The sequence below is a fragment of the Acidimicrobium ferrooxidans DSM 10331 genome (assembly GCF_000023265.1).
In the GTDB taxonomy this organism is placed as follows: domain Bacteria; phylum Actinomycetota; class Acidimicrobiia; order Acidimicrobiales; family Acidimicrobiaceae; genus Acidimicrobium; species Acidimicrobium ferrooxidans.
In genome coordinates, this window is the sequence record NC_013124.1 from 1608302 (window position 1) to 1624390 (window position 16089).

Below are 16089 nucleotides of genomic sequence, written 5' to 3' on the forward strand. Positions count from 1 at the left end.
CCCGTCGGCCGCTAGCGAGCGGTCTTGAGCGGCCCGATCTCGACGACCTGGACCTTCAGGGTACCGCGTGGCGCCTCGTACTCCACCCAGGCACCGACGCGCGCCCCGAGCAGTGCCTCACCGAGTGGCGAGGTCGGCGAGACAACCTCAAGCCCCGGGTGCCGCTCCTCGATGGAGCCGACGAGATAGTGCTCGACATCGTCTTCACCCTCATAGCGAAGGCCCACGACCACACCCGGGCGCACCTCGTCCGTCGGAAGGTCCGCCGACACCACCCGAGCGCTCTGGAGGATCTGCTGGATCTGGCGTATCCGCGCCTCCATCTTGCCCTGGGCGTCCTTCGCGGCGTGGTAGTCGCCGTTCTCGCTGAGATCGCCGAGCGCACGGGCAGCCTCGATCGCCTTGGCGATCTCGATGCGCCCCTGGGTTGTCAGCTCCTCGAGCTCCTGAACCAGGGCGTCGTACGTCGCCTGTGAGATCTCTACCTCGCTCATTGACGACGATCCTAGCGGCCGGCGCCGAGACGCCGAGGCTTGAGCCGACCAGCATCCGAGGGTACACTGAGCTGCCAGCAGGCCGATCGACGCATCGGTAGCACCAGCATCGTCCGACGGAGCACCACCGGTGCGACGACTGATCGAGAAGCGACCGACCTAGAAGGGAGCAACGTGGGCCACCGCGTAGCGGTCATCGGCGGCGACGGCATCGGCCCCGAGGTCATCCGAGAAGCGCTGAAGGTGGTCGAGGCGACGGGCGTCGTCCTCGAAACCCGAGCAGTGGAGCTCGGTGCGGCGCACTATCTCGCAACGGGCGAGGTCCTCGACGACGCCACACTCGAGTTCCTCCGCTCCCACGACGCCATCTTGCTCGGCGCCATCGGACCGGCGATCGGCTCGACGGAGGTCCCGCCTGGCGTGCTCGAACGTGGCCTGCTCCTGCGCCTACGCTTCGAACTCGATCTGTACGTGAACGAGCGTCCGTTTCGCACCATCGACCCCTCGGTCACCGTCACGCGGCGCGAGGCAGACTTCGTCGTCATTCGCGAGAACACCGAGGGGCCCTACGCGGGCGAAGGCGGCTTTCTCTATCGCGGAACGGCCCACGAGGTTGCCCAACAGGGATCGCTCAACACTCGTCACGGCGTGGAGCGCGTCGTGCGCTACGCCTTCGAGCGAGCGCGCTCCCGACCACGCAAGCATCTGACGCTCGTCCACAAGACCAACGTCCTCACCTACGCTGGCGACCTCTGGAGCAGGACTTTTGCAGAGGTCGCGGCCGAATATCCCGACGTCATGACGGCCTACAACCATGTCGACGCGGCGTCGATCTACCTCGTCGAGGATCCGGGGCGCTACGACGTGATCGTCACTGACAACCTCTTCGGCGACATCTTGACCGACCTTGCCGCTGCGGTCACGCAGGGCATCGGCTACGCAGCCTCTGCCAACCTCAATCCGGCGCGCACCGGACCCTCGCTGTTCGAGCCCGTCCACGGTGCCGCTCACGACCGCGTCGGCACCAACACCGCCAACCCATGGGCGGCCATTCGGTCGGCGGGAGCCATGCTCGAGTTCCTCGGCGAGCACGAGGCCGCGTCGCGTATCGAAGCAGCGCTGTCGGTCCTCCCGCCCCCGTCGGCAACGACAACGCAGATCGGTGACTTCTATGCAGAAAGGGTGCGTCATGGCGATCGCTGAGGGCAAGGTCATCTGGATGGACGGCGAGGTGGTCCCGTGGGGCGAGGCGAAGGTTCACGTGCTCACCCACGCGCTCCACTACGGCTACGGCGTCTTCGAGGGCATCCGTGCCTACGATACGCCACGCGGCTCCGCCGTGTTCCGACTGCGAGAGCACCTCGTCCGGCTGCATCGCTCGGCGCGCATGCTGCTGATGGAGATCCCCTTCAGCGTCGACGAGCTCATCGAGGCGACGAGGACGGTCGTCGCGGCCAACGGAGAACCGGCGTGCTACATCCGGCCCGTCGCCTTCACCGCCTACGGCGAGATGGGCCTGTCGCCCCTGTCCTCGTCGATTTCGGTGTCGATCGCGACGTGGCCGTGGGGGGCCTACCTGGGCGACGAGGGGATCGCCAAGGGGGTGCGTGCGAAGGTGTCGTCGTGGCGCCGACACGACCCGAACGTGATCCCTCCGGCCGCCAAGGTGACCGGAGGCTACGTCAACTCGGCGCTCGCCAAGGCCGAGGCGATCAAGGCCGGCTACGACGAAGCCATTCTCCTCTCCCCGCAAGGCTACGTCTCCGAGTGCACAGGGGAGAACCTGTTCGCGGTGTTCGACGGCGCGATCGTGACGCCACCGATCGCGGCGGGGGCGCTCGCGGGCATCACGCGACAGACCATCATGACGCTGGCGGCCGACGCCGGGATCCCGGTGCGCGAGGCCAACTTGCTCCGGTCCGATCTCTACATCGCCGACGAGGTCTTCTTGTCGGGCACCGCCGCCGAAGTCGTACCGATCGCCTCCGTCGACGATCGGCCCGTCGGTACCGGAGAACCCGGTCCACTCGCCCGAGAGCTGCAACGGCGCTACTACGCGGCGGTGCACGGCGAAGATCCGCAGCACGAGTCCTGGCTCACCTATGTCCACGGCTGACGTCCTATGAGCGCAGGGTTCCCCGCAGAGGTCGAGATCTACGACACGACCCTGCGCGACGGTTCCCAGCAGGAGGGGATCTCGCTCTCGGTCGACGACAAGCTGAAGGTTGCGCGCCAGCTCGACGCCCTCGGTGTTCACTACATCGAGGGAGGGTGGCCCGGCGCGAACCCGAAGGACGCAGCGTTCTTCGCCAGGGCTCGCGACGAACTCGCGCTCCACACCGCACAGCTCGTCGCCTTCGGATCCACCCGACGAGCCTCGACGACCGCGGAGAGCGACCCCAACCTGGCTGCACTCACCAATGCCGGCGTCGGCCTGGCCTGCATCGTGGCCAAGGCGTGGGACGTTCACGTCATCCATGCGCTCCGCACCTCCCTGCCAGAAGCGGTCGCCATGGTTGCGGACTCGGTTCGCTGGCTCGTCGACCACGGGATCCGCGTCATGCTGGACGCAGAGCACTTCTTCGACGGTTGGCGTCACGACCGGTCCTTTGCCCTCGACGTCCTCGCCGCAGCCGCCGACGCCGGAGCCGAACGCTTGGTCTTGTGCGACACCAACGGCGGCACGCTGCCTGATGACGTCGGACCCATCGTCGACGACGTACGAGCTGCCGTCGCAACACCGCTCGGGGTCCACTTCCACAACGACTCGGGGTGCGCGGTCGCCAACTCGCTCCTCGCGGTGGCCCACGGCGTGATCCAGGTGCAAGGGTGCATGAACGGCTATGGCGAGCGCACGGGCAACGCGAACCTCGTACCCGTGATCGCGGGGCTCAGCCTCAAGCGATCGGTACGCACGATTCCGCCGGAGAACCTCGAGCTGCTCACGACCGTATCGCGCCACATCGCCGAGCTCACCAATCAACCCCTGCCGCCACAGAGCCCCTACGTTGGGGCCTCGGCCTTCACGCACAAGGCGGGCCTCCACGTCAGCGCGATCGCACGTCGTCGCGACGCCTACGAGCACATCGATCCCACACTCGTCGGCAACACCACGAGGTTCGTCGTCTCCGAGATGGCCGGACGCCAGAGCATTCAGCTCAAAGCCACGCAACTCGGGATCGACCTCGGCGAGGACGACATCGCCGAGGTGCTCCGCCGTCTCAAGGATCTCGAGCATCGTGGCTACCACTTCGAAGCCGCCGACGGCTCGCTCGAGCTCCTGCTGCGACGCGCGAGCGGCTGGACGCTCGACGACGTCGCCGTCGAGTCCTATCGCACGATCTCCGACTGCATGACCGACGGACCCCGGGCCACCGAAGCCACCGTCAAGCTCACGGTGAACGATCGGCGTGTCATCGCGACCGCCGAGGGCAACGGTCCGGTGAACGCCCTCGATGAAGCCTTACGCGCAGCCCTCGACCCCGCCTTCCCCCTCCTCAAGACGGTCAAGCTGACGGACTTCAAAGTACGTGTCCTCGACTCAGACCAGGGCACGGACGCCACCGTCCGTGTCCTCATCGACTTCCAAGACCCAGAAGACACCTGGACGACGACCGGCGTCTCGACCAACGTCATCGACGCTTCGTTCGAAGCCCTCCTCGACGGCCTCATCGTGGCGATCGCTCGCGCCCGCGACCGAGGCGAGGAATGGTAGAGCAGGAGGAACCATGGCCCAACCAGACCCCACCATCGTCCCCGAGCGCGACGTCGCACCCGCCTTCTGGGCCGAGGAGGTCGATCGCGCCCCGCTGGCTCGCCCCGCGGCGCTGCGTGGACGTCGACTCGACACCGGGCCCGCTCGCGGGCGACCGGGCCCCGATCAAGGGTGGGGCTACCATCTGTTGACCCTGGTCGAAGGCGAGCTCGATCTCGTCGCTGGCGAACAGCACCAGGACATCACGGCTGGGGTCGCCGCCATTGCTGCAGCCCTCGCCGCGCTCGAAGGCCGCGCGCCCGTCCTCGCCGACGTCACCCGAGTCATCGACGCCTACCATCTCCGCGGAGGCGCCTCCTCGGACGACCTGCGCAAGCGAGGGCGCTTCCGCGGCGTCGCCCACGACGCGCTCCGTCGACGCCTCCTCGTCGACGCGACCCTCGCCGAGCTCAGCGCCGTCCCCACGGCGCGTTAGACCGCGGCCTCCGCGACCGGTCGGCCGGCACTCGCTGCGTGACGGCCCCTCAGCCAGGCTGCGCCCGCGACCACTCCCCAAGCGATCTCGAGCGCGAGCAGTAGGTCCGCGGCCACCCGAACACGAAGGACCCATGAGCGAGCCGTCGCGATCCGCCGCTGCACGGATGACACCTCTGCTTCGAAGACGACGACACGCCCCTCGACCGACGCGAGGGTCCGACCACCGGCCGCGACCTCCGACGCGACAGGGCCGAGGCCACGGCACAGCGAACCTGCCTGCGGCACCAGCTGCTGGACGAGCCCGCCGACACCACTTGCGCACGCCGCCTCGGCAACACTGACCTCGTGCTCAGCACTCCCGACCGCGACACGCAGTCCGCGCGCACCGTTGCTCACGCGCTCGAGGACCCCAGCCACGCGCACCAGCTCACCGTGCCCGTGATCCAGTTCGCGAACTACCGACCCCAGCACCGGCGACGGACCCACCACGATCAAGCCGAGCCCGATGAGCGTCACGAAGACCACCCCGAGCACCCGCTGTAGCACGCGCATCGCAACCTCCGAATCCGGGCCAGACACAGTCCCAACGCCTCGACACAGCCCCAACGCACGACGAGCCGGGATCCCGAAGGATCCCGGCTCGTCACGAAAGCCCGGTCGGCGGCGCCCTACTCTCCCAGGGGGTCTCCCCCCAAGTACCATCGGCGCTGGTGGGCTTAACGGCCGTGTTCGGAATGGGAACGGGTGTTTCCCCACCGCCATGGCCACCGCCCGGACGATCTGCGGCGTCGAGCGCTCCAGAGCGAGCACGAGGAGCTCCAAGTCCTCGGCCGATTAGTACCGGTCGGCTGAACACGTTGCCGTGCGTACACCTCCGGCCTATCAACGTGGTCGTCTACCACGGGCCTTACCAGGTTGACCCTGTGGGAAACCTCATCTTGAGACGAGCTTCGCGCTTATATGCTTTCAGCGCTTATCCCTTCCGTAGGTCGCTAACCAGCCGTGCCCTTGGCAGGACAACTGGCACACGAGCGCTACGTCCGTCCCGGTCCTCTCGTACTAGGGACAGCCTCTCTCAAGTTTCCTACGGCTGCATCGGATAGGGACCGAACTGTCTCACGACGTTCTAAACCCAGCTCGCGTACCGCTTTAATGGGCGAACAGCCCAACCCTTGGGACCGACTTCAGCCCCAGGATGCGACGAGCCGACATCGAGGTGCCAAACCTTGCCGTCGATATGGACTCTTGGGCAAGATGAGCCTGTTATCCCCGGGGTACCTTTTATCCGTTGAGCGACGGCGCTTCCACATGCGACCGCCGGATCACTATGCCCTGCTTTCGCACCTGCTCGACATGTGGGTCTCGCAGTCAAGCTCCCTTGTGCCATTGCACTCGACGACTGATTGCCAACCAGTCTGAGGGAACCTTTGGGCGCCTCCGTTACTCTTTAGGAGGCGACCGCCCCAGTCAAACTGCCCACCTGACGCGGTCCCGGACCCGGATTCACGGGTCGCGGTTAGAGCTCCAGCACCGACAGGGTGGTATTTCAAGGACGCCTCCAGGGAAGCTAGCGCTCCCCTTTCGCAGGCTCCCACCTATCCTACACAATCGGAACCAAAGCTCAACATCAAGCTACAGTAAAGGTCCACGGGGTCTTTCCGTCCTGATGCAGCTAACGAGCATCTTTACTCGTACTTCAATTTCGCCGGGTCTGTGGTTGAGACAGTGGGGAAGTCGTTACGCCATTCGTGCGGGTCGGAACTTACCCGACAAGGAATTTCGCTACCTTAGCACCGTTATAGTTACGGCGGCCGTTTACCGGGGCTTAGGTTCAGAGCTTCGCCCTTGCGGGCTAACCCCTCCCCGTAACCTTCCGGCACCGGGCAGGCGTCACAGCGTATACATCGTCTTGGCGACTTGGCACGCTGCTGTGTTTTTAGTAAACAGTCGCTTCCCCCTGGTTTGTGACACCCCCTCGGGCTCCGGGCGCGAGGCCCTTCACCCTACCGAGGTCTTCCTTATCCCGAAGTTACGGAAGTAATTTGCCGAGTTCCTTAACCACAGTTCTCCCGCTCGCCTTGGTATTCTCTACCTGCCTACCTGTGTCGGTTTGGGGTACGGGCGCCTCGATCACTCGCTAGAAGCTTTTCTCGGCAGCATGGGATCAGTGACTTCGCCCGAAGTGGGCTCGGAGTCGCGTCTCAGGCTTCGTGAGGTCCGGATTTGCCTGGCCCTCGCCCTACACGCTTTCCCCAGGAACGACCAACGCCTGGGATCACCTACCCTCCTGCGTCCCTCCATCGCTCAAACGCGATCGGGGCGGTACCGGAATATGAACCGGTTGTGCATCGACTACGCCTTGCGGCCTCGCCTTAGCTCCCGACTCACCCTGGGTGGACGAGCCTTGCCCAGGAACCCTGAGGCATTCGGCGGAGGGGATTCTCACCCCTCGTTCGCTACTCATGCCAGCATTCTCACTCGAGCGCGCTCCAGCTCGGCTCACGCCTCACCTTCACGGCACGCTCGACGCTCCCCTACCGCCCGGTGACGTACGTCACCGGACCCGCAGCTTCGGTGACCGGCTTAGCCCCGTTACATTATCCGCGCGGAACCACTCGACCAGTGAGCTATTACGCACTCTTTGAAGGGTGGCTGCTTCTAAGCCAACCTCCTGGCTGTCTGGGCGGTTCCACATCGTTTTCCACTTAGCCGGTACTTTGGGACCTTAGCTGGCGGTCTGGGCTGTTTCCCTCTCGACCACGAAGCTCATCCCCCGTGGTCTCACTGCCAGGCTCTGGAGCATCGGCATTCGGAGTTTGGTTGGGATCAGTAAGGCTGTGGGCCCCCATAGCCCATCCAGTGCTCTACCTCCGATGCTGAACACCTGACGCTGCACCTCAATGCATTTCGGGGAGAACCAGCTATCACCGAGTTTGATTGGCCTTTCACCCCTATCCACAGGTCATCCCCCCTGTTTTCAACCAGGGTGGGTTCGGCCCTCCACGGGATCTTACCCCCGCTTCAGCCTGCCCATGGATAGATCACTCGGCTTCGGGTCTACCGCAGGCAACTCTCGTCGCCCTGTTCAGACTCGCTTTCGCTTCGGCTCCCCCACGCATGGGTTAACCTCGCTACCTACGGTAACTCGCTGGCTCATTCTTCAAAAGGCACGCCATCGCCCTCGCGGGCTCTGACTGCTTGTAGACCAACGGTTTCAGGATCTGTTTCACTCCCCTCTCGGGGTGCTTTTCACCTTTCCCTCACGGTACTAGTTCGCTATCGGTCGCCTGGGAGTACTTAGCCTTACGAGGTGGTCCTCGCAGATTCACACGGGCTTTCCCGGATCCCGCGCTACTTGGGTGGCGACGGGGAGGCAGCTCGCTTCGCCTACGGGGCTGTCACCCCCTGTGGCGCGACGTTCCAGTCGCTTCGGCTCACGCGCTGCTTGGTAACTCCCTGGAGGGGCTGGCGCACCCTCCTCGTCGCTCCCGCTACCCCCGGACGGCAACGCCGCCAGGCTTGACACCGCCCGGGTTTGGGCTGATCCCCGTTCGCTCGCCGCTACTAGGGGAGTCGCGGTTGCTTTCCTCTCCTGGGGGTACTGAGATGTTTCAATTCCCCCCGTTCCCTCCTCCTGCCCTATGTGTTCAGGCAGGGGTGACGTGGCATTCCCCACGCCGGGTTTCCCCATTCGGACATCCATGGATCAACGCTTGGTCGACAGCTCCCCATGGCTTATCGCAGTCGCCCACGTCCTTCATCGGCTCCAGGCGCCAAGGCATTCACCGTTGGCCCTTCGTACCTTGGAGTTGTGATACTCGTGCTCGCTCTGGAGTTCTCAAGCTGCCGCGCAGCAGGTGCTTCGCGAAGAGGGAGCCAGTGCTTCGACTGGGTGCGGCCACTCGTTGTGGCCACTCCTTAGAAAGGAGGTGATCCAGCCGCACCTTCCGGTACGGCTACCTTGTTACGACTTCACCCCAATCGCCGACCCCACCTTCGACGGCTCCCTCCCTTGCGGGTTGGGCCACCGGCTTCGGGTGTTGCCGACTTTCGTGGTGTGACGGGCGGTGTGTACAAGGCCCGGGAACGTATTCACCCCGGCGTGCTGATCCGGGATTACTAGCGACTCCGACTTCACGCAGTCGAGTTGCAGACTGCGATCCGAACTGAGACCGGTTTTTTGGGATTGGCTCCCCCTCGCGGGTTGGCGACCCTTTGTACCGGCCATTGTAGCATGCGTGCAGCCCTGGACGTAAGGGGCATGATGACTTGACGTCGTCCCCACCTTCCTCCGAATTAACTCCGGCAGTCCCCTACGAGTCCCCGGCATGACCCGCTGGCAACATAGGGCAAGGGTTGCGCTCGTTGCGGGACTTAACCCAACATCTCACGACACGAGCTGACGACAGCCATGCACCACCTGTGAAGGGCCCCGAAGGACACCGCATCTCTGCGGCTTTTCCCTCCATGTCAAGCCCAGGTGAGGTTCTTCGCGTTGCATCGAATTAAGCCGCATGCTCCGCCGCTTGTGCGGGCCCCCGTCAATTCCTTTGAGTTTTAGCCTTGCGGCCGTACTCCCCAGGCGGGGCACTTAATGCGTTAGCGTCGGCACGGAGCCCGTCGAATGAGGCCCCACACCTAGTGCCCAACGTTTAGGGCGTGGACTACCAGGGTATCTAATCCTGTTCGCTCCCCACGCTTTCGCTCCTCAGCGTCAGTACCGGCCCAGATCGCTGCCTTCGCCATTGGTGTTCCTCCTGATATCTGCGCATTTCACCGCTACACCAGGAATTCCACGATCCTCTACCGGACTCAAGCCATGGCAGTATCGGATGGCGACACCAGGTTGAGCCTGGTGATTTCACATCCGACTTGCCAAGCCGCCTACGAGCTCTTTACGCCCAGTAAATCCGGACAACGCTCGCCCCCTACGTCTTACCGCGGCTGCTGGCACGTAGTTAGCCGGGGCTTCTTCTGCAGGTACCGTCAGTTTCGTCCCTGCTGAAAGGAGTTTACAACCCGAAGGCCTTCGTCCTCCACGCGGCGTTGCTGCGTCAGGCTTTCGCCCATTGCGCAATATTCCCCACTGCTGCCTCCCGTAGGAGTCTGGGCCGTGTCTCAGTCCCAGTGTGGCTGATCGTCCTCTCAGACCAGCTACCCGTCGTCGCCTTGGTGGGCCGTTACCCCACCAACAAGCTGATAGGCCGCGAGGCCGTCCCGTCGCGCCCGAAGGCTTTGCTCCCTCGACCATGCGGTCAGGGGAGCACATGCGGTATTAGCACCGGTTTCCCGGTGTTATCCCCCACGTCGGGGTGGGTTCCTCACGTGTTACGCACCCGTTCGCCACTCGGTGGCAAGCCACCGCGTACGACTTGCATGTGTTAGGCACGCCGCCAGCGTTCGTCCTGAGCCAGGATCAAACTCTCCATTGGAGATCGTTCCGAGGGTGGAGTCCACCCTCGCTCGCCTCGCCCCGGGACACGTGGGTCTCGGGTGGGGGAGAGTCGATCATGGTTGGTGGGTTTGGTCCCACCGTTTGTGTTGTCGGGGTGACACCGAGCTTGTGCTCGGGTCGCCCGCACTGGCTTGTCTTCCCTCTTCGCGATGTCAACCTGCGCCCCTGTCGGGGCTCTGCCACGAGGGCACCCGAAGCTGCTCGTCGTGGCTGGTGGGTTGCCCCACCCCCAGCGGTGCTCTTGGAGCACGTGGGATTCATCAGTGTAGCGGGGTCGGAACGGGTCGTGCACGGTTGGGGGGCAAAAAATCGCCACGGACCCTGTGCGAAGTCCGGCAACGCGGCTCTCGCCGCTGGCGTCGCGCCCCCAATGCGAGCTTGGGTGACTCACCCGGCCACCTCGGTGGGCAGCACAGTGCTGTCACTCGCCCCGGGACCAGGCTCGTCGAGACCTCGATCCTCGCGGCCGAACCCACCAACTCCTTCAGGGAGATCGGCGTTCACGATCGAACTCGGCGCGACACACCAACACCTAGCCCTCGCCCCCCACACCACGCCAAGAGGGACGGCCCCGAGGCGACCGAAGCTGCGGCGTAGACGCCTGCAGTGCAATGCCATCCAGCACGTGGGCTGAAGGCACACACCCGGCGGCGGCATCCATCGGCCAGCGCGCGTCGGCGCGCACTCCGAACGCCATGGTCCGTTGGCTCGAGAACGTAGAAGCGCCCACGAAATGCCAGAAGGTGATGTCGCCACTCAGGGTCCCGGCGAGTCGCTCGTTCCCGGAGACGGGTCGCCTACCAGATCCAGCCGACACTGCGCGACATCGAGCCGCCCGCCTGGCGACGACCCCTCGTGCCCGGTGGGACGACGCTCTCAGTGCTCCATGACGACATGCAGGCAGCCCTGGGGTGGGCCGACGCCCACGTGCACGAGTTCGAGAACGATGGCGTGCGCTATGCGATGCCGGACATGGCTGACGACTGGGACACGGACCGCGGGTGGCCGATCGACGGGTTCGCCTCTCTCGGGTGGCCGGCGAGGACAGCCGGTTCCTCGACCGCTACGACTTCGGCGACGACTGGCGAGAGGATGTCCTCATCGAGAAGGGGTTCCCCGCCGAACCCGACAGGCGTTACCTTGCGAGCATCGACGGGCGCCGCGGCGGACAGCCCGAGGATTGCGGCGAGCCTCTCGGGTACGCGGAACACCTCGAGGTCCGAGCCGACCGCGCGGAACCTCGGCACCGTGAATACCGCGACTGGGTGGGCGACTTCTTCGATCCCGAGGCGTTCGACCCCGCGGACTTCGACGAGCACGTGCGGACGCTGCGCGCATTGCGCCAATGGTGAGACGACCCATTGCGTGGCGGGATAGCCAGGTCGAGAGATAGGCGACCCACACCGCAGGCCTTCACGGGGCTGCCACAGGTTCGTGGAGGCCTGGCCAGCCTGACGGACGTCAACTCGCGCCACCGCCAACCACGCGTCTGGTGCGCTCCCACGCCAAGACTCGGCACGCTCGAAGCGACCGCACGTTCGATCCGTCGTGCTCCCGAGCCCACCACCGTTCAGGCGATCTTCAACCCACGACCGCGACAGGGCGCCCGGCGCGAGGCCACTCGTCGTCGCCGAACCGCTCAGCCGGATGCGTCCCCGACATCGGCGGTTCCTCGTCGCTAGTTCCCACGAGCGAGCTCGTTCCCTTCGATGCCGCCTTCGAGCTGCGGTCTAACCCCCCAGAATGACCCGCGGGCCCTTGCCCCACGACAGATAGTGCCACGACCAGTTCATGAGCACGGACGCCTTGTTCCTCGAACCAAGGAGAAAGGCGACGTGCAACAGCAGCCACGAGACCCATGCGGGGGTTCCGTGAAGCCGCACGCCTCCTGCAAGCTCCGCGACGGCAGCGCGGCGTCCGATCGTCGCCATGATGCCCTTGTCCCGGTAGCGGAACGGCTCCGTCTCGCTACCAGCGAGCAAGGCGAGGATCTGGCGTGCTGCGTGCTCGCCTCCTTGCAGGGCGGGCTGCGCGAGCTGGGGCAAGGGCGCGCCGTCACGATTCGTCGACAGCGCGACGTCCCCGACCGCGAAGATCCGATCCGATCCGACGACGCGCAGATCCGAGCCCACCATGATGCGCCCACCGCGGCCCGTGGGCAGACCGAGCTTCGACACCACCGGCGGAACGGCGATGCCTGCAGCCCACAGCACGAGCCCGTTGCGGATCTCACGTCCGCTCTTGAGGACGATCAAGCCCTCCTCAACCGACTCGACCGTCTCGTTCAGCAGCACCGTCACGCCACGCGCTCGCAGCTCTCGACGGGCGTACTCCGAGAGATCCTCGTGGAACGCCTCGAGGAGACGCCCACGCTGCTCGATCAGGACGACCTTCACGTCGTCCGGCCCCAGCATGGTGAAATCGGTGTAGAGCGCCCGATGTGCGAGTTCAGCGATCGCGCCTGCGAGCTCGACGCCGGTCGCGCCACCACCGACGACGACGAAGGTCAGCACGCCGTCGTGCACGCCGTGGCTCGCTGCATACTCGAAGCGCTGGAAGATATGGTTCCGAACGTCGACGGCGGCGTCCAGCGTGTAGATCGTGTGGGACCGTTCCTCCGCACCCGGGATGCCGAAGAACGATGCGCTCGCCCCGATCCCGAGAATGAGGTAGTCGTAGTCGACGATACGACCATCCTCGAGTCCGATGAAGCGACGCTTAGCGTCGACCTCGGCCAACGTCCCTTGGATGAAGTGCGCGTGACGCGCTCTGCGCAACACGGTGCGCAACGGATAGGCGACGTCACCGGCGTTCAGTCCCGCAGTCGCGACCTGGTAGAGCAACGGCTGGAACGTGGTGAAGTTGTGGCGATCCACGACGACCAGCTCGACCGGCGCATCCCGAAGGACCTCGATCGCGGCCAATCCCGCAAAGCCCGCACCCACCACGACCACCCGTGGACGAGAACCCTGGCGCAGGTCACCGGACTGTGATTGTGTCGACTGATCCTGATCCACGGTCTTGACCATCGCAACTCCTCACATCGTGCCCGCTCGCTGGAGAGTCTACGAGGAACCCCGCCCAGGTCGCGTGGCCCGAGTCAGCCGTGAGCCCTGAACCGCGAAGCGCACCGCTCCCGAAACCTCGACTGGACGTCGACCGACGACGAGGACTGCGCCCCCGATCGACTCGCGAAGGACGCGATCGAACACCTCCGGCACCACGTCTGCGTCCTCGACCCACAACAGCCTCGCGACCGCCGGGCGGACCAGGGCCATGGCCAGCTCGAGTCGCGCGCGCGCACGCGGTGAGAGATCGACCGCGACGGCGCCGTCTCGCCCCTCCAATCCGCTTGCCCGAAGCACGTCCGCGAACGAGGGAACCGGCGCCGAACCGACTCGGCGCGCGAGCCTGACGGCGAGCACGAGGTGCTCGGCGACCGTCAGGCCCTCCACCGGCTCGAAATCGCGAGCCGCGACCGCACCCATCGCGCGGCCTTCGAGCGTCCCAAGCCGCGCACCCCGCACACGAAGCGCCCCGCCGGCCTCCGTGTCACCACGAGCGAGCTCAAAGAACGCGCCGGGGTCTTCGAGCACAAGCACGGCCCGCTCCTTCCCCACGAGCGTCAGCTCCGTCAGTGACACCGGACCGCCAGGCTGCCAGAGCTGCCCCTCGCCCCAGAGGAGCGCATCACGCTCGCGAGTCACGGCCCCACCAACTCGCGAACGACACGCCCGCGAGACCGACGACCACACCAAACGAGGCCGCAGCGGCCACATCCTCGAGGATCAGCGCGTGCTGCGCGAGGCCGAGGTTGGCCTGCACGGCAGGGGCCGTCACGAACAGCGCGCCAGCGAGCATGGCGACGATCGGGATGACCGGGTTCCGAGTCCACACGTCGCGATCATGGAGCACCGCGATGACGCACGCGACACCGGTCGTGGCAGCAGCGATGCCGACGAGGCCGACCACGACCACCGACGACGCAAGCCCGAGCGGCACCGGAGCGAGCAGACCACCCGCTAGCACAGCGACGGCCAGGACGAGGAGGTCCGCTGCCGCACTCACCCGAACGACGCGCGATCGACGCACCGGCAGCAGGGCAACGAGCCCTCGCGAGTCGAGGAATCCCCCGAGCGGACGTCCAACGACGAGACCGAGCGCGAGGACCCCGACCACCACCGGCACCGCGCCCGCAGGGTCGCCACGTACGAGCGCCGCCAGCCCCGCAACGGTCGCGGTCCCCGCTAGGAGCAGCGCAACACCGGCCGCGGCACGACCGCGTCCGAGGCCGAGCCATGTACTCGTGGCGATCGGGGCACGCAGCAGGCCCGCCTCCACGACACCGTGCGGTCGATCGGCACCGCGACGTGGTCCCGACGGCCGCACGTCAAGGCGCCCGACGCCGATGCGCAACGCGAGCGCGAGGATCCCGAGGCCGACGACCGCCACGGCATCGGTGCGACCCAACAGCCATGCACCGACGCTCGCAGCGAGCGCACCGCTCGGGACGCGACCAGCCACCACGACAGCGATCACGAGCATGCCGACGATCACCGCACGACGCCGACTCCGCGCACCCCGGCGAACGATCCCGAGCACGGCGCCGAGCGAGACGCCAACCGCAATCCACGTCCCGCGAACCACGTCCGAGCGATGTCCATGGGCAAGCGGGAGCACGAGTGCGGCCCCCGCAACCACGCCAACGATCAGCTCCGCGGCGACCGAGCGCGCGCTGTCGTGCTCCGCGGCTGGCATCGCGATCCCGATCGCCACGAGCGCGATCACCGTCGCCGCGACGACTCGTGCCACCCAAGCCAGGCTGTCACCGCCGAGCAGGTGGAGATCACGCTCGAGAACGGCCTCCCCGACGACGAGCGTCACGAGCCCCCAGAGACCGGGGCGAACCAGTGCTCTCGGGCTCACCCACCCGAGACCTGGTCGAGCTTGGTCGCCGACGCCAGGAACGGCATCATTGCGCGCAGATCTCGACCAACCTGTTCGATCTGGGCCTCGCGCGCCTCACGCCGCAAGGCCTCGAAACGGGGGCGGCCTGCCGCGATCTCGTCGACCAGCTCGGAGGCGAACGCTCCGGAGCGAATCTCGTCGAGCACGCGACGCATCTCGGCTCTGGTCTCGTCGTTGACGATGCGCGGTCCGCGGGTCAGGCCGCCATACTCGGCGGTCTCTGACACCGAGAACCACATGCCAGACAAGCCGTGCTCATAGAGAAGATCGACAATGAGCTTGAGCTCGTGCAGGCACTCGAAGTAGGCACTCTCTGGCTGATACCCAGCCTCCACGAGCGTGTCGAACCCTGCGCGAACGAGTTGCGAGAGTCCACCGCACAGCACGACCTGCTCACCGAAGAGGTCGGTCTCGGTCTCCTCGGCAAAGGTGGTGTCGAGCACACCGGCACGCGTCGATCCGATCGCCCAGGCGTACGCGAGCGCCGTGTCGTGGGCGCGACCACTGGCGTCGTTGGCGACTGCAATGAGCGACGGGATCCCGCCGCCCTCCTCGTAGGTTCTGCGAAGCAAGTGGCCCGGACCCTTCGGGGCGATCATGATCACGTCGACGCTCGGATCGGGCTCGATCAATCCAAAGCGAATGTTGAAGCCGTGCGCGAACGCGACCGCGCTCCCGGGCTGGAGGTTGGGGGCAACCTGCTCGCGCCACAACGTCGGCGCCGTCGTGTCCGGGACGAGCAGCATGACGAGATCGGCCCAGCGAACGGCGTCGGCCACACTGGAGACCTCGAGTCCACTGGCACGGGCCTTGTCGGCCGACGCGGACCCTTCGCGGAGCCCCACACGTACCGGCACCCCCGAGTCGAGCAGGTTCAGCGCGTGCGCATGACCTTGGGACCCGTAGCCGATGATGGCGACGCGCCGGTCAGTGATGAGAGCGGGATTCGCGTCCTTGTCGTAGTACATCTGAGCCACGCG

At 65.9% G+C, this 16089-nt stretch carries 11 protein-coding genes, 3 rRNA genes and 1 pseudogene; 6 read left to right on the plus strand and 9 right to left on the minus strand.

Annotated features, from left to right (window positions below):
• Window positions 1-11: 11 nt before the first annotated feature.
• Window positions 12-494 carry a GreA/GreB family elongation factor gene (locus AFER_RS07945; RefSeq protein ID WP_015798937.1) on the minus strand — a complete coding sequence of 161 codons (483 nt, stop codon included), beginning with the start codon at window positions 492-494 and terminating at the stop codon, window positions 12-14.
• Between the two features lie 174 nt (window positions 495-668).
• Here AFER_RS07945 and AFER_RS07950 point away from each other — a divergent pair, with 174 nt between their 5' ends.
• The 4 genes from AFER_RS07950 to AFER_RS07965 are packed head-to-tail and all read left to right on the plus strand — an operon-like array spanning window position 669 to window position 4684.
• A complete protein-coding gene (locus tag AFER_RS07950; protein WP_015798938.1) occupies window positions 669-1697 on the plus strand; it encodes a 3-isopropylmalate dehydrogenase in 1029 nt (342 codons plus the stop codon).
• Complete coding sequence (locus tag AFER_RS07955; RefSeq protein ID WP_015798939.1) at window positions 1684-2610, plus strand: branched-chain amino acid transaminase; 927 nt, start codon at window positions 1684-1686, stop codon at window positions 2608-2610. The genes AFER_RS07950 and AFER_RS07955 overlap by 14 nt, the downstream gene beginning before the upstream one ends.
• 6 nt (window positions 2611-2616) lie before the next feature.
• Window positions 2617-4209, plus strand: a complete 1593-nt coding sequence (gene cimA, locus AFER_RS07960; RefSeq protein ID WP_015798940.1) for a citramalate synthase — start codon at window positions 2617-2619, stop codon at window positions 4207-4209.
• 13 nt (window positions 4210-4222) lie between these two features.
• The gene (locus tag AFER_RS07965; protein ID WP_015798941.1) at window positions 4223-4684 is read left to right on the plus strand and encodes a hypothetical protein; all 462 of its coding nucleotides are present in this window, start codon (window positions 4223-4225) and stop codon (window positions 4682-4684) included.
• Here AFER_RS07965 and AFER_RS11730 read toward each other — a convergent pair.
• From AFER_RS11730 to AFER_RS07985, 4 genes are all read right to left on the minus strand, one after another.
• Window positions 4681-5238, minus strand: a complete 558-nt coding sequence (locus AFER_RS11730) for a hypothetical protein (protein ID WP_015798942.1) — start codon at window positions 5236-5238, stop codon at window positions 4681-4683. The two genes, AFER_RS07965 and AFER_RS11730, sit on opposite strands and share 4 nt — an antisense overlap.
• Before the next feature lie 103 nt (window positions 5239-5341).
• Window positions 5342-5458: ribosomal RNA gene (gene rrf / locus AFER_RS07975) — 5S ribosomal RNA — on the minus strand.
• Window positions 5459-5500: 42 nt separating this feature from the next.
• Window positions 5501-8495: ribosomal RNA gene (locus AFER_RS07980) — 23S ribosomal RNA — on the minus strand.
• A gap of 113 nt (window positions 8496-8608) precedes the next feature.
• Window positions 8609-10118, minus strand: a 16S ribosomal RNA gene (locus AFER_RS07985).
• The 16S, 23S and 5S rRNA genes sit together here, the layout of an rRNA operon.
• Before the next feature lie 827 nt (window positions 10119-10945).
• On the opposite strand from AFER_RS07985, the pseudogene AFER_RS12985 reads away from it, so the two are divergent.
• A pseudogene (locus AFER_RS12985) lies at window positions 10946-11113 on the plus strand (IS1096 element passenger TnpR family protein); the annotation flags it as partial.
• A gap of 29 nt (window positions 11114-11142) precedes the next feature.
• The gene (locus AFER_RS12685) at window positions 11143-11493 is read left to right on the plus strand and encodes a plasmid pRiA4b ORF-3 family protein (RefSeq protein ID WP_049755418.1); all 351 of its coding nucleotides are present in this window, start codon (window positions 11143-11145) and stop codon (window positions 11491-11493) included.
• 378 nt (window positions 11494-11871) lie between these two features.
• Here the strand turns inward: AFER_RS12685 and AFER_RS07995 are convergent, their stop codons facing one another.
• From AFER_RS07995 to ilvC, 4 genes are read right to left on the minus strand one after another with little or no spacing between them, the layout of a single operon-like run.
• Window positions 11872-13170: an NAD(P)/FAD-dependent oxidoreductase gene (locus AFER_RS07995; protein ID WP_015798943.1), complete on the minus strand. Its 1299-nt coding sequence runs from the start codon at window positions 13168-13170 to the stop codon at window positions 11872-11874.
• A gap of 36 nt (window positions 13171-13206) precedes the next feature.
• Window positions 13207-13848 carry a hypothetical protein gene (locus AFER_RS08000; RefSeq protein ID WP_015798944.1) on the minus strand — a complete coding sequence of 214 codons (642 nt, stop codon included), beginning with the start codon at window positions 13846-13848 and terminating at the stop codon, window positions 13207-13209.
• Entirely contained in the window at window positions 13832-15067 is a 1236-nt protein-coding gene (locus AFER_RS08005; protein WP_015798945.1) for a hypothetical protein, read from the minus strand. The genes AFER_RS08000 and AFER_RS08005 overlap by 17 nt, the downstream gene beginning before the upstream one ends.
• Window positions 15064-16086, minus strand: a complete 1023-nt coding sequence (ilvC, locus tag AFER_RS08010; RefSeq protein WP_015798946.1) for a ketol-acid reductoisomerase — start codon at window positions 16084-16086, stop codon at window positions 15064-15066. Before ilvC ends, AFER_RS08005 begins: the two co-directional genes overlap by 4 nt.
• Between the last annotated feature and the right edge of the window lie 3 nt (window positions 16087-16089).

Coding starts and splice junctions, on each gene's coding strand:
- AFER_RS07945 (WP_015798937.1), bottom strand. CDS start 494: ATGAGCGAGGTAGAGATCTCACAGGCGACGTACGACGCCCTGGTTCAG.
- AFER_RS11730 (WP_015798942.1), bottom strand. CDS start 5,238: ATGCGCGTGCTACAGCGGGTGCTCGGGGTGGTCTTCGTGACGCTCATC.
- AFER_RS07965 (WP_015798941.1), top strand. CDS start 4,223: ATGGCCCAACCAGACCCCACCATCGTCCCCGAGCGCGACGTCGCACCC.
- AFER_RS07995 (WP_015798943.1), bottom strand. CDS start 13,170: ATGGTCAAGACCGTGGATCAGGATCAGTCGACACAATCACAGTCCGGT.
- cimA (WP_015798940.1), top strand. CDS start 2,617: ATGAGCGCAGGGTTCCCCGCAGAGGTCGAGATCTACGACACGACCCTG.
- AFER_RS07955 (WP_015798939.1), top strand. CDS start 1,684: ATGGCGATCGCTGAGGGCAAGGTCATCTGGATGGACGGCGAGGTGGTC.